Annotated in this window: 20 protein-coding genes and 1 pseudogene; 3 read left to right on the top strand and 18 right to left on the bottom strand. The window is 72.5% G+C overall.

The window, feature by feature from the left end:
- Window positions 1-424: 424 nt before the first annotated feature.
- Together IE317_RS25400 and IE317_RS25395 are read right to left on the bottom strand one after the other, a co-directional pair.
- The gene (locus IE317_RS25400; RefSeq protein WP_191313846.1) at window positions 425-1,909 is read right to left on the bottom strand and encodes a CoA-acylating methylmalonate-semialdehyde dehydrogenase; all 1,485 of its coding nucleotides are present in this window, start codon (window positions 1,907-1,909) and stop codon (window positions 425-427) included.
- A gap of 32 nt (window positions 1,910-1,941) precedes the next feature.
- A complete protein-coding gene (locus IE317_RS25395; RefSeq protein ID WP_191313845.1) occupies window positions 1,942-2,811 on the bottom strand; it encodes a Cgl0159 family (beta/alpha)8-fold protein in 870 nt (289 codons plus the stop codon).
- Window positions 2,812-2,950: 139 nt separating this feature from the next.
- Here IE317_RS25395 and IE317_RS25390 point away from each other — a divergent pair, with 139 nt between their 5' ends.
- A complete protein-coding gene (locus tag IE317_RS25390; protein WP_191313844.1) occupies window positions 2,951-3,727 on the top strand; it encodes a GntR family transcriptional regulator in 777 nt (258 codons plus the stop codon).
- A gap of 19 nt (window positions 3,728-3,746) precedes the next feature.
- Here IE317_RS25390 and IE317_RS25385 read toward each other — a convergent pair whose 3' ends face one another.
- From IE317_RS25385 to IE317_RS25335, 11 genes are all read right to left on the bottom strand, one after another.
- A complete protein-coding gene (locus IE317_RS25385) occupies window positions 3,747-4,208 on the bottom strand; it encodes a hypothetical protein (protein ID WP_191313843.1) in 462 nt (153 codons plus the stop codon).
- The gene (gene qcrB / locus IE317_RS25380; protein WP_191313842.1) at window positions 4,205-5,830 is read right to left on the bottom strand and encodes a cytochrome bc1 complex cytochrome b subunit; all 1,626 of its coding nucleotides are present in this window, start codon (window positions 5,828-5,830) and stop codon (window positions 4,205-4,207) included. The genes IE317_RS25385 and qcrB overlap by 4 nt, the downstream gene beginning before the upstream one ends.
- 82 nt (window positions 5,831-5,912) lie before the next feature.
- The gene (locus IE317_RS25375) at window positions 5,913-6,482 is read right to left on the bottom strand and encodes a hypothetical protein (RefSeq protein WP_191313841.1); all 570 of its coding nucleotides are present in this window, start codon (window positions 6,480-6,482) and stop codon (window positions 5,913-5,915) included.
- Window positions 6,483-6,495: 13 nt separating this feature from the next.
- Window positions 6,496-7,635 (bottom strand): zinc-dependent alcohol dehydrogenase, encoded by a 1,140-nt coding sequence (locus tag IE317_RS25370; protein WP_229902915.1) that lies wholly within the window; start codon window positions 7,633-7,635, stop codon window positions 6,496-6,498.
- Between the two features lie 55 nt (window positions 7,636-7,690).
- A complete protein-coding gene (locus tag IE317_RS25365; RefSeq protein WP_191313839.1) occupies window positions 7,691-8,401 on the bottom strand; it encodes an alpha/beta fold hydrolase in 711 nt (236 codons plus the stop codon).
- Between the two features lie 75 nt (window positions 8,402-8,476).
- Window positions 8,477-9,667: a PP2C family protein-serine/threonine phosphatase gene (locus IE317_RS25360; RefSeq protein ID WP_191313838.1), complete on the bottom strand. Its 1,191-nt coding sequence runs from the start codon at window positions 9,665-9,667 to the stop codon at window positions 8,477-8,479.
- Window positions 9,667-10,659: a SpoIIE family protein phosphatase gene (locus IE317_RS25355; protein WP_191313837.1), complete on the bottom strand. Its 993-nt coding sequence runs from the start codon at window positions 10,657-10,659 to the stop codon at window positions 9,667-9,669. The genes IE317_RS25360 and IE317_RS25355 overlap by 1 nt, the downstream gene beginning before the upstream one ends.
- On the bottom strand, window positions 10,656-11,078 hold the full coding sequence (locus tag IE317_RS25350) for an ATP-binding protein (RefSeq protein ID WP_191313836.1): 423 nt from the start codon (window positions 11,076-11,078) through the stop codon (window positions 10,656-10,658). Before IE317_RS25350 ends, IE317_RS25355 begins: the two co-directional genes overlap by 4 nt.
- Window positions 11,068-11,451, bottom strand: a complete 384-nt coding sequence (locus tag IE317_RS25345; protein ID WP_191313835.1) for an STAS domain-containing protein — start codon at window positions 11,449-11,451, stop codon at window positions 11,068-11,070. The genes IE317_RS25350 and IE317_RS25345 overlap by 11 nt, the downstream gene beginning before the upstream one ends.
- Window positions 11,448-12,311: an STAS domain-containing protein gene (locus IE317_RS25340; RefSeq protein ID WP_191313834.1), complete on the bottom strand. Its 864-nt coding sequence runs from the start codon at window positions 12,309-12,311 to the stop codon at window positions 11,448-11,450. The genes IE317_RS25345 and IE317_RS25340 overlap by 4 nt, the downstream gene beginning before the upstream one ends.
- A gap of 71 nt (window positions 12,312-12,382) precedes the next feature.
- The gene (locus IE317_RS25335) at window positions 12,383-12,808 is read right to left on the bottom strand and encodes a MarR family transcriptional regulator (RefSeq protein ID WP_191313942.1); all 426 of its coding nucleotides are present in this window, start codon (window positions 12,806-12,808) and stop codon (window positions 12,383-12,385) included.
- Window positions 12,809-12,978: 170 nt separating this feature from the next.
- Here IE317_RS25335 and IE317_RS25330 point away from each other — a divergent pair, with 170 nt between their 5' ends.
- Window positions 12,979-14,196, top strand: coding sequence for a PP2C family protein-serine/threonine phosphatase (locus IE317_RS25330; RefSeq protein ID WP_191313833.1), 1,218 nt, complete (start codon window positions 12,979-12,981; stop codon window positions 14,194-14,196).
- Between the two features lie 238 nt (window positions 14,197-14,434).
- Here IE317_RS25330 and IE317_RS25325 read toward each other — a convergent pair whose 3' ends face one another.
- Together IE317_RS25325 and IE317_RS25320 are read right to left on the bottom strand one after the other, a co-directional pair.
- On the bottom strand, window positions 14,435-14,725 hold the full coding sequence (locus tag IE317_RS25325; protein WP_191313832.1) for a hypothetical protein: 291 nt from the start codon (window positions 14,723-14,725) through the stop codon (window positions 14,435-14,437).
- Window positions 14,725-15,162 (bottom strand): Hsp20/alpha crystallin family protein, encoded by a 438-nt coding sequence (locus tag IE317_RS25320; protein WP_191313831.1) that lies wholly within the window; start codon window positions 15,160-15,162, stop codon window positions 14,725-14,727. Before IE317_RS25320 ends, IE317_RS25325 begins: the two co-directional genes overlap by 1 nt.
- A 165-nt stretch (window positions 15,163-15,327) precedes the next feature.
- On the opposite strand from IE317_RS25320, the gene IE317_RS25315 reads away from it, so the two are divergent.
- Window positions 15,328-16,170 (top strand): SDR family oxidoreductase, encoded by an 843-nt coding sequence (locus IE317_RS25315; RefSeq protein ID WP_191313830.1) that lies wholly within the window; start codon window positions 15,328-15,330, stop codon window positions 16,168-16,170.
- Between the two features lie 49 nt (window positions 16,171-16,219).
- Here the strand turns inward: IE317_RS25315 and IE317_RS25310 are convergent, their stop codons facing one another.
- The 3 genes and pseudogenes from IE317_RS25310 to IE317_RS25300 all read right to left on the bottom strand — a co-directional run.
- Window positions 16,220-16,447 carry a hypothetical protein gene (locus tag IE317_RS25310; RefSeq protein WP_191313829.1) on the bottom strand — a complete coding sequence of 76 codons (228 nt, stop codon included), beginning with the start codon at window positions 16,445-16,447 and terminating at the stop codon, window positions 16,220-16,222.
- Window positions 16,435-16,713: a hypothetical protein gene (locus IE317_RS25305; RefSeq protein ID WP_191313828.1), complete on the bottom strand. Its 279-nt coding sequence runs from the start codon at window positions 16,711-16,713 to the stop codon at window positions 16,435-16,437. Before IE317_RS25305 ends, IE317_RS25310 begins: the two co-directional genes overlap by 13 nt.
- A pseudogene (locus tag IE317_RS25300) lies at window positions 16,691-16,933 on the bottom strand (cytochrome ubiquinol oxidase subunit I); the annotation flags it as partial. The gene IE317_RS25305 and the pseudogene IE317_RS25300, both read right to left, overlap by 23 nt.

Below are 16,933 nucleotides of genomic sequence, written 5' to 3'. Positions count from 1 at the left end.
TCGGGGCGCGGCCTCGCCCGCGGTAAGGCCCGAGCGATGCGCGGTGTGCGCACCTGCGGCATCTCCGCGGCGATCCCGGACCTGCAGAGCGGGACGGGCCCCGCAACCGCCGCGGTTCCCGCGGCGGTCGACCACCTTTCGGCCCAGTGAACGCCCACGGCCGCAACGGCATTGAACGCCACCTCGCGCCGCTCGGCCGTGATGCGGGCCGCGCTGCCGGTTCGAGGTTGGTCTCGTTACAGGTGGCTTCTCGAACCCGGGGAGATTGTCAGATGCCCCACGCAGGGCAGCCGCACGGGTTGCGGAGCCGGGCCCGTTCGCCGACCGCGGTGACCGGGACGGGCTCCGGCAATGGCGGCGGCACGGCGAGCGCCGGGTCGATCCGAGTGGGCGTGGCGGAACCTCTGCCCGACGCCGCCGAGCCTCAGCTCGAGGTGGGGAAGGTGAAGGCGGCCTCGCTGTGCGGCCAGCGGGTGGTGACGACCTTGGCGCGGGTGTAGAAGCGGACGCCCGCGGGGCCGTGGATCGGGCTGTCGCCGATGAGGGAGTCCTTCCAGCCGCCGAACGAGTAGTACGACATGGGGACCGGGATCGGCACGTTGACGCCGATCATGCCGACCTTCACCTCGCGCTGGAACTTGCGCGCCGCCTCCCCGCTGGCGGTGAAGACGGCGGTGCCGTTGCCGTACGGGTTGGCGTTGATGACGGCGATCGCCTCGTCGAGGGTCTCGGTGCGGACGATCGCCAGCACCGGGCCGAAGATCTCGTCGCGGTAGGCGTCCATCTCCGGGGTGACCTCGTCGAGCAGGGACGGGCCGACGAAGAAGCCTTCCTCGTGGCCTTCGACCTTCAGGTCACGGCCGTCGACGACGACCTTCGCGCCCTGCTCCGCGCCGCGGGTGACGGAGTGCACCACGCGCTCGCGGGCGGCTTCGGTGACGACCGGGCCCATGTCGCTGGCCGGGTCGGTGCCGGGGCCGACGCGCACTTCGCGGGCCTTGCGTTCGAGGATCTCCACCAGCCTGTCTCCGGCCGGGCCGACCGCGACGCCGACGGAAATGGCCATGCAGCGCTGGCCGGCCGAGCCGAACGCGGCGGCGGTGAGATGGTCGGCGGCGTACTCGAGGTCGGCGTCGGGCAGGACGACCGCGTGGTTCTTCGCGCCGCCGAGGGCTTGGACGCGCTTGCCGGCGGCGGTGCCGCGCTCGTGGACGTACTTGGCGATCGGCGTGGAGCCGACGAACGACACCGCCGCGATGCCGGGGTGGTCCAGGATCGCGTCGACGGCGGTCTTGTCGCCGTGCACGACGTTGAAGACGCCGTCGGGCAACCCGGCTTCGGCGTAGAGCCGGGCGACGAAGTTCGAGGCCGACGGGTCGCGCTCGCTGGGCTTGAGGACGAAGGTGTTGCCGGTGGCGATGGCGATCGGGTGCATCCACAGCGGCACCATGATCGGGAAGTTGAACGGCGTGATCCCGGCGACCACGCCCAGGGGCTGGTGGAAGTCGTGCACGTCGACGTCCCGCGAGACCTGGTCGGAGAAGCTGCCCTTGAGGGCGTCGGCGATGCCGCAGGCGTACTCGACGACCTCGCGGCCGCGGACGATCTCGCCGCGAGCGTCTTCGATCACCTTGCCGTGCTCGGCGGAGATGATCCGGGCGAGCTCGTCTTCGTGCCGCACGAGCAGCTCGCGGAAGGCGAACATCACCTTGGTGCGCTGGGACAGCGAGGAGTTGCCCCACGACTCGAAGGCCTTGCCCGCGGCCGCGACCGCGGTGTCCACATCGGACGCTTCGGCGAGCAGGACCGCCGCCTGCCGGCGCCCGGTGGCCGGGTCGTAGACCGGCGCCGTGCGGGTCGAGCCCGCCGGCGTGGCCGTGCCGTTGATCCAGTGTTCGATGGTGTTCACGGTGTCCTCCGGGTAGTGGCGCCGGTGCGGGTTCACAGCAGTCCGACGGCGGTGTCGACGGCCTTGGCGACATCGCCGTCGTGGGGGTAGAGCAGCGACCGGCCGACCACCAGCCCCTGCACCGTCGGCTGGTTCAGGGCCCGCTGCCAGGCGGCGAAGGCCGCGTCCGGGTCCTTGACCTCGCCGCCGAGCAGGACGGCCGGCAGGGTCGAGGACGCCAGCACGCGCTCCATCTCGTCCACCACGGGCAGCTTGAGCCACGTGTAGGCCGAGGAGCGGCCGAGGCCGGCGGCGATCGTGATCGACTTGATCACGGCGTCGGGGGAGAGGTCGTTCTGCAGGCGCCCGTCGACCCACCTCGACAGGAACGGCTCGACCAGCGCGAGCAGCTTGCGGTCGGCCAGCTCGTTGACGGCCTTCGCGGTGTTCTCCAGGACGCTGGGCGTGGCCGGATCCTCCAGGCAGATCCTGGTCAGGGTCTTGCCGCCGTCGAACCGCATCCGCTCGATCGCTTCCGCGTCGTAGCAGGCGAAGCGGTCGTCGATCTCGAAGCTCGACCCGGCCAGGCCGGTGCGGTTCATCGAGCCGAGCACCGTCTTGCCGTCGAGCACGCCGAGCAGCAGCAGGTCGTCGATGACGTCCGCGGTGGCCAGGACGCCGGTGACGCCGGGGCGTTCGAGGGCGAGGCACAACCGTTCGAGCAGCTCGCCGCGGTCGGCCATCGCCGTCGGGTTGCCGCCCACCGCGTTCGCGCCGCGGGCGGGGTGGTCCGCGGCGATGATCATCGTGCGGCCCCTGTCGTTGAAGGGCGACTCGGCCCGGACGCGGGTCGCGGCCGCTTCGGCGATCGCTTCCGGGTCGTGCACGCGTCGGGCGACGATGCGCCGCAGCACGTCGGTCACGGTTCCGCTCCCAGCTTCCGGTCTTCGAGGCACGCCTCTCGTGTCCCGATGGCGACGATTCCAGCGGGCGGATACTTTGTCAAGACATATGGACAACACGTCATCCCAACAGGTGGCGGCCAAGCGGTAGGCTGCCCGGATGAGCAAGCTGGACGCCACCTTCCCGGCCTGGGACGCGGGCCGCGAGATCGTCCTGGACCCGGGCAGCCCCGAGCCGCTGTACTTCCAGGTGTCCCGGCAGCTGCACGCCGCGATCGAGGACGGCAGGCTGCCGGCGGGGGCGCGGCTGGACAACGAGGTCGACCTCGCCGCGAGCCTGCGCCTGTCGCGGCCGACGATCCGCCAGGCGATCCAGACGCTGGTCAACCAGGGCCTGCTCGTGCGGCGACGCGGGATCGGCACCCAGGTCGTCCGCACGAAGGTGGCCCGGCCGCTGCGGCTGAGCAGCCTGTTCGACGACCTCGCCGGGCTGGGCGGCAAGCCGGAGTCGGCGGTGCTGGTCAACCGGGTCGAAGACGCCCGCCCCGACGTGGCCGAGCTGCTGGAGGCACCCGGGCTCACCCGCGTCCGGCGGCTGAAACGGCTCCGCTCGACCGACGGCGAGCCGCTCGCCCTGATGAACAACTACCTGCCCGACGGCGTCATCGACCCGGCCGACGACGAGCTGCGCGAGCGCGGGCTCTACCAGCTCCTGCGGTCGGCGGGCGTGCGGCTGCACGCGGCCGAGCAGAACATCGGCGCCCGGCTCGCGACCGAAGAGGACGCGGAACTGCTGCACGAGGAGCCGGGAGCGGCGCTGCTCACCATGCAGCGCACGACGTACGACGACTCGGGGCGGGTGGTCGAGTACGGGTGGCACGTGTACCGGGCGTCCCGGTACACGTTCAACCTTTCCCTGACCAACGGACCTCAGTAGGGGAGAACGCCACTTTCCGTCAGGCGGCCGCGAGCGGGATGGTGCCCGTCAGGCAGCCGTCCCGCTCGGCCGGGAGGACCAGGCGGCTCACGTCGTCGATGATCAGGGCGTCTTCGGCCGCGTGCGGGCGAGGTGGCAGCAGCACGAACAGCACCTGACGCTGCCGGCGCGCGGCCGCCAGCCACGGCTGGGGTGGTTCGGTGAACTGGAAACCGACGGTGAGGCAGTGCTCGCCGACGCGCACCGACACCGCCGACGGGCCATCCGCCAGTTCGACTTCGCAGCCCGCCGCCAAGGGCCAGTAGCCGTGCTCCCACTCCCACGTCGTCGGGGCCGCCAGCCCCGCCCGCGCCAGCAGGCCGAGCAGCCGCCGGTGATCGTCCTCCCGGGCTGGCTGCAGGAGCAGCACCGGGTAGGAGTACTCCTCCTCGTAGACCAGGATGTCGATCTGCCAGCGCGAGGGCATCGCCGCGCCGGTCACGACCGGGCCTGCCCGTCCTGCGGTTCGCCGCCGAGGCCGTGGCGCCCTTCGCCGCGGCGGGCGGCCGCTTCCAGGGCCGCGGTCTCCTCGGGCGGGTCGGGCCGCAGCAGGCTGCCCGGGACCGCGTGCCCGGCGGCGCCGAGCTTGTTCGGCTTCTTCGGCACGGGAGCTCCTTGGTAGGTCAGGGCCTTGCCGTCGAGCGGCTGGTGGATCTCGAGGTAGGTGCCCGCCGGGGACCGGGTGATGATCCCGGTTTCGAGGCCGTGGTCGAGCACTTCGCGGTCCGACCGCTGCAACGCGAGGCAGATGCGGTAGGTGAGCAGGTACGCGACAGGCGGGGCGAGGACCAGCCCGATGCGCCCGGCCCAGGTGGTGGCGTTGAGCGAGATGTCGAACTCCAGCGCGATGATGTCGTTGAACGACGACAGCGTCAGCACGCCGTAGAAGGCGAGGGCCATCATGCCGATGCCGGTGCGGACCGGGGCGTCACGCGGCCGCTGGACGAGGTTGTGGTGAGCGGTGTCGCCGGAGAGCTTCCGTTCGAGCCACGGGTAGGACAGCAGCGCCCCGAAGAGCACCGTCAGGCCGACGACGCCGGCGAAGAACGGCTGCGGAACGGTGTGGTTGCCCAGGAACAGCTCCCACGGCGGGTAGACGCGCAGCAGGCCGTCGGCGAACCCCATGTACCAGTCGGGCTGGGAGCCGGCGGAGACCTTCGACGGGTCGTACGGGCCGAACTTCCACACCGGGTTGATCTGGAACAGCCCGGACATCAGCGTGATGATCCCGGTGACGAGCGCGAAGAAGGCACCGCCCTTGAGCGCGAACACCGGCAGGATCCGGACACCGACGACGTTGCCCTCCTTCCGCCGCACGCCGGGGAACTGGGTGTGCTTCTGGTACCAGACCAGCGCGAGGTGCACGCCGACGAGCGCGAGCATGATCCCGGGGATCAGCAGGATGTGGATGGTGTAGAGCCGTGGGATGATGACGTCGCCGGGGAACTCCCCGCCGAAGATGGCCCAGTGCAGCCAGGTGCCGATCACCGGCAGGGACAGCACGATCCCGGACAGCGTGGCGCGGATGCCGGTGCCGGAGAGCAGGTCGTCGGGCAGGGAGTAGCCGAAGAACCCTTCGAACATGCCCAGGATCAGCAGCAGCGCCCCGACCACCCAGTTGGCTTCGCGGGGACGGCGGAAGGCTCCGGTGAAGAAGATCCGGAGCATGTGCACCATCATCGCGGCGACGAAGATCAGTGCCGCCCAGTGGTGCAGCTGCCGGACGAAGAGCCCGCCGCGGACCTCGAACGACAGGTCGAGGGTGGTCGCGAACGCCCGCGACATCGGCACCCCGCGCAGGTTCCCGTAGGCGCCTTGGTAGGTGACCTCCTGCATCGAGGGGTCGAAGAACAGCGTCAGGTACACCCCGCTGAGGAGCAGGACCAGGAAGCTGTAGAGCGCCACTTCGCCGAGCAGGAACGACCAGTGGGTGGGGAAGACCTTGTTGAACTGGTGACGCAGGCCGGCCGCCGCGTGCAGCCGCCGGTCGGCGGCGTCGGCCGCCGAGGCTGCCGCACGGGTGGCGCGGCCCGGCCCGCGGGTGGGGGCGGGTACGTGGCTCATGGGCTTCTCCGTGAAGTCGGCGACCGTCAGCCGTGCGTACCCGTGCCTGCCCGGGACAACCCCGGTTCTTCCCCGAAGCCGGTCACCTTCGCCGCAGCAGCTTCCGGGCCGCCGAGTACGCCAGCCCCGCCGCCAGCACCCACGGGCCCGCGACGATGATCGGGTCCGCCAGGTGGTGCTTGACGTCCGCGCGCTTCTTCCCCACCCGGGAGGAGAACCCGTGCCGGGTGAACTCGCTCAGCACGCCGGTCTCGGTGATCGGGTTGTCCGGGCGGAGCGTGGCGAACGAGCGCAGGTGGCTCTCCCAGGCGTCCACCCGGTCGGCGGCGAGCAGGAGCAGCCAGTGCGCGGCCCGCCCTTCGCTGTACTTGCGGTAGGAGAACTTCCGCAGCGCACCGGAAAGGCCCTTCGGCGGGCACGACGTCCCGAACACCGGGGTCAGGAACTCGTGCTCGATCGAGCGTTCCCGCGGCCACTTCTCGGGCTGCCGCTCGGGGAAGTCCCAGTGGGCGCCGCTGCGGTCCTCCTGCCACTGCAGCTTGGGTACCGACGGCCGGTTCTTCGGGTCCAGGTCCGCGCCCCAGCCGGGGATCCGCGCGCGCAGGCTGTCGCTCGATTCGGCGATCGGCGGCCGTTCCGACGTGTACGTCATGGTCGTTCCTTCCTCAGCCGGCGTTCGGCACGATCAGCGGCTTGATGCAGCCGTCCAGCTTGGCGGAGAAGATGTGGTAGCCCTCGGCGATGTGCTCCAGGGGGATGCGGTGGGTGACGATGTCGCTCGGCTTGAGGTAGCCGTTGCGGATGTGCTCGAACAGCCGCGGCCACTGCCGCTTCACCGGGCATTGGTTCATCCGCAGCGTGAGGCCCTTGTTGAGCGCGTCGCCGAACTTGACGGCGCTGAACATCGGGCCGTAGGCGCCCATCACCGAAACCGTGCCGCCCTTGCGGACACCGTCGATGCACCAGTTGAGCGCCACCGGCGAGCCGCCCTGCAGCTTGAGCTTGGCCGAGGTGACGTGCTGGGTGAGGTTGCCGTCGGCCTCCGCGCCCACCGCGTCGATCGCGACGTCGGCACCGAGGTGGCCGGTGAGTTTCTTGAGGTGCACGATGATGTCGTCGTACTCGGTGAAGTTGTACGTCTCGGCGTGGGCGAAGGTCCGCGCCTTCTCCAGGCGGTTCTCCAGGTGGTCGATGACGATCACCCGGCCCGCGCCCATCAGCCACGCCGACTTCGCCGCGAACAGGCCCACCGGACCGGCGCCGAAGACCACGACGACGTCACCCTCGACGATCCCGCCGAGCTGGGCGCCGAAGTAGCCGGTGGCGAGCGCGTCGGTGAGCAGGACGGCGTCCTCGTCGTCCATCCAGTCGGGGATCACGGCCGGCCCGACGTCGGCGAACGGCACCCGGACGAACTCCGCCTGGCCGCCGTCGTAGCCGCCGCAGGTGTGGGAGTAGCCGTAGATGCCGCCGACGGCGGTGGCGTTCGGGTTCACGTTGTGGCAGTTGGAGTACAGCCCGCGTGCGCAGAACCAGCAGGTGCCGCAGAAGACGTTGAAGGGCACCATGACCCGGTCGCCGCGCTTGAGGTTCCGCACGCCGGAGCCGACTTCCTCGACCACGCCGATGAACTCGTGGCCGAAGGTCATGCCGACCCGGGTGTCCGGCATCATCCCGTGGTACAGGTGCAGGTCCGAACCGCAGATCGCGGCCAGGGTGACCCGGACGATCGCGTCACCGGGGTGTTCGATCGCGGGGACGTCCTTCTCTTCGACACGGATCTTGTACGGCCCGCGGTACACCATCGCACGCACAGCGTCTCCTTCCGACAGGCCGACGGCATACCCGGGCCCGGTGCGGCTAACCTTCGGCGAACTGCGTGATCAACGCCGAGGTCGCGCCGCCGGACCGGGCGGGGAAGGTGTGCGCGCCCGGGACGGTGACGAACTCGCCGCCCGACGCGGCGGCCAGTGACCGGGCCCAGGGTTCGGGGCTCAGCGTGTCCCGGCGGCCGCGCACGACGAGGACGGGGCAGCGCAGCAGCGGCATCGCCCGTTCCGGTTCGTCCCGCTGGGCCGAGCGGATCATCCGCAGCAGCCGCCGCGGACCGGCGCGCAGGTAGTGCGGGACGGTGCCGGGCAGCGCGGACGGCGATTCGTGGACGACGTCGGCCAGGAACGCCGCGGCGAGGGGGCCGAGGCGGCGCAGCTCGGGCGGGAACGTCGGCCCGGCGAGCACGAGCGCCCGGACGAGGTCCGGGCGCCGGACCGCGACGGTGACGGCGACCTGCGCGGCCGTCGAATGTCCGAAGAGGACGGACGGGCGGTCCAGCCAGGCGGCGACGGTGCCGGCGATCGCGTCGATCTCCGGCTCGCACGCGAGCGGGCCCGGCCCGCCGAAGCCGGGGACGTCGAGGAGGTGGGCGCGGGTGGCCGCGGCACAGCCGCGCAGCGTGTCGGCGAGGTACCCGGGCGCACCCAAGCCCGGCAGCAGCACGACCGGGGCGCGGCCCGGGCGTTCCGTGCCCGCGGAAAGGACTCGGACGGTCCCGGCGGAAGTCGAGGTGGGCATCGCCGGCCGGATACCCCGGAACGACAGCCCCACACGGGACGCGAAGGGGCACTTCACGGGAAAGTGCCCCTCGGGTCAGTGCGGCGGTGTGCGGCGCAGGGCCAGGACCACCGTGTCGTCGGAGTGCAGGACGACGTCGTGCATCCGGGTCACCAGCTCCCGCGGCAGGTCCGCCGTCGGCCGGGTGCGGAGGCGGTCGGCCAGTGCCAGCAGCCGGGACTGGCCTTCGTCGACGTCCTTGCGGCTCTCGACCAGGCCGTCCGTGTAGAGCAGCACCGTGTCGCCCTCGGCCAGGACCACGTCGACCAGTTCGCGGCTGCCCGGATCGGGAAAACCGACCCCGCGACCCGGCACCGGGGCGGGCAGCAGCCGCGCCGGCTCGGACGGCGTGACCACCACCGGCTCCGGGTGGCCGCCGTTCGCGAACCGGGCGCGGCCGGTCGCCGGGTCCAGGCGGGCCAGCAGCACCGTGGCCATCAGGCCCGGCTCGATCGCCGCCAGGGTGTGGGACGCGTGGGCGATCAGGTCGCGGAACGGGTGGCCCTCCAGCGCCAGCGTCCGGATCGCGTGGGTGACCGTCAGCGCGTGCCGGGTGGAGGTCACGCCGTGGCCGACCGCGTCGACGAGGGTCACGTGGACCTGGCCGTCGGGCAGGACGAACCAGTCGTAGAGGTCGCCGCCGGTCGGGGAGTCCTGGTCGGTCGGCGAATAGTGGACGGCCAGCTCCAGGCCCGGCACCACCGGCGGCCGTGGGCGCAGCGCGTCCTCCAGCTCGCGGAAGATCGCCGAGTGCGCGCGGCGGAGCTGTTCGTCCCGCTGCTCGAGCTCGACGTACATCGCCAGGACGCCGCTGTTGGTCTCCGCGAGCTCGTGCTTGAGGTTCCGCTGTTCGTGGGCGAGGGTGTCGGCGCGGGCCACCAGCGCCAGCATCTCTTCGCGCGTCGCCCGGTCGTCGTCGGGGTCGGCGGGGGCCGGCGGCCCGCCACCGGCGAGGTGCCAGGTCAGGGTGTGGCCGTCGCCGCGCTCGGGCAGCAGGGGCAGCGCGTCGCGGCTGCCCTGGCTCACGGCGTGGTCCAGCCGGACCGTGACGGCCAGCCGCCGGTCCGAAGCCGCCGTCGCCACGTCCACCGTTTCGCCCGCGGTGAGGGCGGGCTCGGCGAGCAGCGTGACGGCGAGGACCAGCCGCCCGCGGTCGTCGGCGGCCACGCCGGCTTCCGCGCAGGCGGTGCGCAGCCGTCGCCGGATGCGGGCCAGGTCGGGGCGCATCAGCCGGACCGGTCCGCGCTCAGGGCGAGCATCGCCGCGTCGTCGCGGGCGTTCCGGTGCCGGTGGGCCAGGTCCGCGGCGAGCAGCAGCAGGTCCGGGGCCCGGCCGGGAACGCGCCAGCCGGTGCCGACGCCGTCGGTGTGCAGGACGACGACGTCGTCGTCGGCCAGCGTCAGGTGCCGGACCGGCGCCGACGGCAGCGTGAACCCGACGACGCCGGGGGTGCTGAGCAGCAGCCGGGACGGGCCACCGCCGAGGCTCGCGCCGCTGACGTTGCCGACACCGCAGAACTCGAGCCGCCGCGGCGCGATCCGCACGAGCGCGACCGCCGCGCCGCGGGTGGTGCGCAGCGCCCGGTGCATGGTCGTGAGCTGGTGGGGCAGCGGGCGGTCCGGGTTCTCGGCGAACACGCGCAGCGCGGCTTCCGCGGCTTCGGCGGCGTCGGGCCCGTGGCCGAGCCCGTCGGCGACGACCGCGGTCCGGCTGCCGGTGACGTCGGCCAGCGCGACGGCGTCACCGCAGTACTGCTCGCCGTCGCGGGGCAGGCGGAAGTGCCCGATCGCGCGGCGGTGCGGCGGCGCGGCCGGGTCGAGCAGGCGGGCGGCGGCGAGCGTCCCGGCCGCGGGCGAGGAGGTGATCCGGAACTCGGTCGCCATCCGCTTCACCGCGCCCAGGCCGGCGCCCAGGGTGGCGGTGGTCGTGTTGCCGTCGAGCAGCCAGTGGTCGAGGTCGGCCATGCCGGGACCGTCGTCGGCGGCCAGCACGTCGACGCCGCGCCCGGTCAGAGACTGGTGCACGAACACCGAGCCGCCGCCGGTGTGCTTGTCGATGTTGCCGGCGAGCTCGGCCGCCACCACGGCGGCGCGGTCGGCGAGCACGCCCGCGAGCCCGGCCTCGTGCGCGGCTTCGCGGGCGAGGCGGGCGGCGGCGTACGCCGCGCTGGGGTGGTCGACGCGGATCTGGCGCGTCAGGCCGGCGACGGTCGCGGTCATGGCTTCCAGCGCACGACCGTGACGGTGGTGCCGCGGCCGGGCGTGGTGTCGAGGTCGAACTCGTCGACCAGCCGCCGGGTGCCGCCGAGGCCGTGCCCGAGTCCCGCGCCGGTGCTGAAGCCGTCGGTCATCGCCTGGTCGACGTCGGCGATCCCGGGCCCTTCGTCGCGCACCCGCAGCCGCAGCCCGAGCCGCCCGGCCGGGTCCCGCACGGCCTCGACGGTCATCGTGCCGCCCCCGCCGTGGATGTAGGCGTTGCGGACCAGCTCGCTGGCCGCGGTCACGATCTTCGTCTGGTCGACGATCGTGAACCCGGCGGCGACCGCGGCCGCCCGCACGGCGTGCCGGGCCGCCAGGAGGTCCTCCTCCACCCGGACCGGGTGCTCGCCGGAGGGGACGGTCCGCTCGTCAGGAAGCATGGGGTGCTTCTTCGGCGGGACGGCGCCAGCCCAGCAGTTCCATCGCCTGTTCCGCGTTGAGGGCGGTCCGGACACCGGTGAGCTGCAGCCCGAGCTCGGTCAGCGTCAGCGCGACGGCCGGGCGCATCCCCGCCACGATCATCCGCGTGCCGAGCAGCCGTCCGGTGCCGGCCAGCTGCATGAGCACGCGCGCGACGAAGGAGTCGATGATCTCCAGCCGGGAGATGTCGATGATGACGCCGCGGATGCCTTCGTTCGCGATCCGCTCGGTCAGCTCCTCGGTGAACGCGAGGGCCGCCTTGTCGTCCAGGTCGCTCAGCAGCCCGCTGAGCAGGATGTCCCCCAGGCGCAGGATCGGCAGGCCGGCGGTCACCCGGTCACCGCGCCCGGGCGGGCGCCGTCGCCGAGCAGCTGCATCGCGGTCGCCAGCGCGTCGGCGAGCGAGCCGCGGGTGACGATGTGCGAGAGGTCGATGCCCAGCTGGGTGATGGTCTGCGCGATCGACGGGCGGATGCCGCTGATCACGCACTCCGCGCCCATCAGCCGGACGGCGCTGACGGTCTGCAGCAGGTGCTGCGCGACCGCGGTGTCGACGGTCGGGACGCCGGTGATGTCGATGATCGCCACCCGCGCCTCGTTCGCCTGGATCGACTCCAGGAGGTTGTTCATCACGACCTGGGTCCGGGCGCTGTCGAGCGTGCCGATCAGCGGCACCGCCAGGACGTGGCGCCACAGCCGCACGACGGGCGTGGACAGCTCGAGCATCTGGTCGTGCTGCTCGCGGATGATCCGCTCGCGGCCGGCGGAGTAGACCTCGAAGGTCAGCACGCCCGCGCTGTCGAGCAGCTCGTTGACCAGCAGGGCGGCCCGGTAGCGCAGGGCGGAATCGTCGGTGTGCCGCTCGATCGCGCTGAGCATCGTGCGCTTGAGCGCGAGGATCGCCATGGCGGTGGCCGACGGCTGGGCGCCCGCGCGGGCGCGGCGCTCCGACAGCGACGTCAGCGCGTCGCGCACCGCCGGGTCCTGGTCGACGATCCGGGACACCGGGAGCGAGCCGCCCAGCGCGTCGCGGAGGGCCTCCAGCAGCTCGACCGCCTCGCGGCGCAGTTCTTGCCCGCTCCGGTCGCCGTCGCGCGGCTCCTGCCCGGCCCAGTCCCGGGCCAGCGCGGACCGGTCTTCCTCCAGCATGCGCGCCAGGACTGTGCGGACCTGGCTGTCGTCCGTGCCCAGCACCGACGCCTCCTATGTTCGGGGCGCGCTCTGCTGTACGCCGACCTGATCATTGTCATATAACAACGTTTGTATCAGGAATGCAACTCGGGCGGGTCACCGGCCGCCTCGGCCAGCGCCCGGTATTCCCGGAGCCCGGCGGCCAGCGCGGCCCGGCCCGCGGGGCTCATCTTCGCCAGCAGCGCTTGGACGCGTTCCCGCCGCCGGGCCCGCAGGTCCTGCAGGTAGGCGCGCCCGCGGTCGGACAGCCGCAGCGTCAGCTCCCGCCGGCTGCGTGCACTGGGCAGGCGTTCGAGGAACCCGACCGCCTCCAGCCGGTCGCAGAGCCTGCTGACCAGCGGCGGCGTCGAGCCCAGCTGCTCGGCGAGCTGGCGCAGGTTGACCCCGTCGTGGCGGTCCAGTGCGACGACGGCGCGCAACTGCGAAATCGAAAGCGGGCGCGGCGAAACGTCCCGCTCGCCCTCGACCACCGTCTCCAGGAGGCGGGCGAGGTCCGACACGGCAGCCGGCCCGTCCGGGGCGGCCTGCTCGCGGGATCGATCCACGGCGTCCACTCTGGCATCCCTATGCTGAACCGGCAGCACAGCTCACCCGACTCGCCGTGGACCGGCGCGCCGGAGCGGCGCAGACTCGACAGAAGCGGCACGGGCCCGTGAGCAGGAGGCAGGCGTTGGACAGATCCCTGGCGGTGGAGCGTCTCCTCCGTGACGTCCCGCCGCACGACCTGCCGGGAGCGCTGCGCTCGGGACTCGGCGAGCACTTCGGGGCCGAGGCGGTCGAGCTGCTGATGGCCGATTACGCACTGACGGAACTGTGCCAGGTGGGCGAGCAGCCCTACACGGCGGAGCCGATCCCGGTCGAGAGCACCACCCCGGGTGCGGCCTTTCTCACGCAGGCGGCGACGTTCTCCCGCGACGGCGACCGCGTCACCGGCTACCTGCCGGTCAGCGTCCGCGGCGACCGGCTCGGCGTCCTGGCCGTCACCCTGCCGAGCGAACCCGAACCGCCGGTGTGGGCCGAGCTCCAGCGGTTCGCCGAGGCGGTGGCCCACGAGCTGTTCGTCGCCGACCGCGACACCGACCTCTACATCCAGGCGCGGCGGTCTTCGCGGCTGACGCTGGCCGCGGAGATGCAGTGGCAGCTGCTGCCCGGCCGGGCCTGCACGCGCGCCGAGTTCGCGCTCGGCGGCCAGCTGGAACCCGCCTACGCCATCTACGGCGACTGCTTCGACTGGTCGGCGTCCGCCCGGAAGCTCGCCGTCACGCTGATCAACGGCATGGGGGAGGGCAGCGAAGCGGCGCTGCTGACGAACCTCGCGGTGAACGCGCTGCGCAACGCCCGGCGCGCCGGGATCCCGCTCGACGCGCAGGCCGAGCTCGCCGACCAGGCGCTGTACGCGCACTACCGCGGCGCCGAGCACGTGGCCGCGCTGCTGCTGGAGTTCGACCTCCGCACCGGCGCGGTGGCCGTGGTCGACGCGGGCTCGCCGCGGCTGTGGCGGCTGCGGGACGGCAAGGCCGAGCGGATCCTGTTCGACGAGCAGCTCCCGCTCGGCACGTTCGACGGAACGATCTACGTGGTCGAGGGTTTCCAGGCGGCGGACGGCGACCGGTTCGTGTTCGTCAGCGACGGCGTCTACAACGCGCTCGGCCCGCACGGCGAGCGCTACGGGGACCGGGAACTCGCCGAGGCGGTGACGGCGACGGCGGAGCTGCCGGCCGCGCACGTGCCGGGCGCGATGCTGCGGGAGCTGTCGACCCGGCGGCACGGCAGCCAGGCCGAGGACGACGCGATGGTGGTGTGCCTCGACTGGTTCGGGTCGACGCCGTTGTCCGGGACCGGGAAGGGACCGGCGGTGACCGTGCGGCGGGCTGAGGAGACGCGGTAGCGGTGGGGCCGGGCCGCGGGAATCCGCCGGTCGGAATCGCCCGCGTGGGGTGAGTCGAAAGCTCCCGCCGCGGGGGCGCCCCCCGTTTTCCACTCTACCGGTGACCACCGACAGTTTCGGGCCGCCCGAATCCGGTCTGCCCGGAAGGGACCGCCCTGGGCGGGCGCCCGATCCCAGGTTTGCGGTCATGGCCGCCGGGGCGGAACCGGGCGGCCACCGTGCCCACAGCCGTTCCGGCTCAGGCGGCCACCGAGGACTGACGCTCCCGGGCGGCCGTCCGGCCCACCTCGATGACCGCCGCGAGGACTTCGTCCGCGTCCAGGGCCGGGTCCCACAGGGCGCAGCCGGCGACGTGGGCCAGCTTGCGCCGCCGGTGCTGGGGGGTGTCCGTGAGCGCGACCTCGGTCGGGCGGCCCTTCTTGACCGCGTGGACCGCCCGGGTCACGAGGATCGCCTCCTGGCGGGTGGTGCCGAGTTCCGCGGCCGCGGCGAAGATCCGCTCCGCCGCGGCGCGGGCCTGGTCGTTCATCAGGCCTGGATTTCCTTGCGGTCGGACCGGTTGCCGCTGATCTCGATGCGCCGCGGCTTGGCCTTCTCGGCGACCGGGATGCGCAGCGTCAGCACGCCCGCTTCGTAGTCGGCGGCGATGTGGTCGGTGTCGAGGCTCTCGCCGAGGAACAGCTGGCGCGAGAAGACGCCCAGCGGGCGCTCGGAGACCTGCATCTCGACGTTGTCCCCGCCGGGGAGCGGCCGGCGCTCGGCTTTGACCGTCAGCACGTTGCGTTCGATGTCGAGCTCGATGGCGTCCGGGGCGACGCCGGGCAGGTCGAAGCAGACCACGAACTCGTCGCCGGCGCGATAGGCGTCCATGGGCATCGCGGCCGGCTTCGACCAGGTTCCGGCGGTGCCGAGGACCTGCTGGGTGAGGCGGTCCAGCTCACGGAACGGGTCGGTGCGCATCAACATCGTTGTCCTCCTTCCGGGTTCGACGGTGGGTGTCAACACGCACTACTGTTCTAACATGTCATCCAAACGATGACAAGTAGGAAGTCATCATCAAGATGACGGAATGTTTCGCCGGGTGACGGGAACTCGGGGAGGAAGATCATTCCCGTATCCGAGGAGCCCACTGTGTCCCAGCAGCCCGCCCAGCAGCAGACCCCGCCCGGGACCACCGCCGCCATGACGCCGCAGCCCGACCACGGTGAGCACACCTACCGCGGCTCCGGCAAGCTGACCGGCAAGGCGGCGCTCATCACCGGCGCGGACAGCGGGATCGGCCGCGCGGTGGCCATCGCGTACGCGCGGGAAGGCGCCGACGTCCTGATCTCCTACCTCGACGAGCACGAGGACGCCGAAGAGACGCGGCGCTGGGTGGAGGAGGCCGGGCGCAAGGCCGTCGTCGTGCCCGGTGACGTCGCCGACCCGGCGCACTGCCGGGCCCTGGTGGCCCGCACGGTCGAGGAGTTCGGCCGGATCGACGTCCTGGTGAACAACGCCGCCTTCCAGATGACCCACGAAACCCTGGAAGAGATCCCGGACGAGGAGTGGGACCGCACGCTCGCCATCAACCTGAGCGCGTTCTTCCACCTCACCAAGGCGGCCGTGCCGCACATGAAGCCGGGCGCGTCGATCATCGGCAGCTCGTCGGTGAACTCCGACAACCCGACCCCGCAGCTGCTGCCCTACGACGTGACGAAGGCGGGCATCGCGAACATGTGCGCCGCGCTGGCGCAGCTGCTGGGCCCGAAGGGAATTCGCGCCAACAGCGTCGCGCCGGGGCCGATCTGGACGCCGCTGATCCCGTCCACCATGCCGGAGGAGGCGGTGAAGACCTTCGGCGAGCAGGTGCCGCTGGGCCGCGCCGGCCAGCCGGCCGAGCTGGCGCCGGTGTACGTGCTGCTGGCCTCCGACGACGGCAGTTACGTGTCCGGGGCCCGCGTCGCGGTGACGGGCGGCACGCCGATCCTCTGACCGGCCGGAAAAGCCGCCGGAGCCGCGAGCTCCGGCGGCTTCTTCGTGCTCAGCCCCCGCGCTGGACGATCGTCGTGGTGAGCGTCGCGGCGATGACGTCCAGGCCGCGTTCGGCCTGCTGCCGGCGCAGGTCGCCCCGGGTGATCACCTCGCTCGCGCCCGCGGTCCGGTCGCCGGACGGCTCGACCACCACCCGGCCACCAGTCAGGACCAGCACCGGATCCGGCACGTCGGATTCGAGCAGCCCGCGCAGGTCCTCGACGGTCACCTCGGCCATGGGTTTCCTTTCGCTCGGTCGGTCCCGCTGCGCCGCTGGAGGTGGACGCAGACGGCGAGGTTGCCGGCGACGCACGCGGCGAACAGCCACGGCAGCGCCAGGAAGATCCCGGCGGCCAGCAGCGCCAGTGCGACGGCGTCCAGGCCGAGGCACGGCAGCAGCCGCGACCCCGTGCTCGCCCGCAGTCCCCGCTCGATCCCGCGCAGCCGCCGCCGTTCCCACGCCCTCAGCGGCGGGCCGGGGTCAGCGGCCGCGGGGGTCGTCACTTTCGCCCTGGTCGTCGGGCTGGGTGGCGGCGGCCGCGACCTCGGCGGGCGACGCCTTGTCGCCGGGGTGCCCGCGGGTCACGTGCCCTTCGGCGTGCATCCGTTCGATCATGTGCGGGTAGTGCAGTTCGAACGCCGGGCGCTCCGAGCGGATGCGTGGCAGCTCGAGGAAGTTGTGCCGCGGTGGTGGGCTGGTGGTGGCCCACTCGAGGGAGTTGCC

It is taken from the genome of Amycolatopsis bullii (assembly GCF_014654205.1).
Lineage (GTDB): Bacteria > Actinomycetota > Actinomycetes > Mycobacteriales > Pseudonocardiaceae > Amycolatopsis > Amycolatopsis plumensis.
The sequence above is the reverse complement of the archived record's forward strand: the minus strand, read 5'-3'. Positions and strand labels throughout refer to the sequence as shown.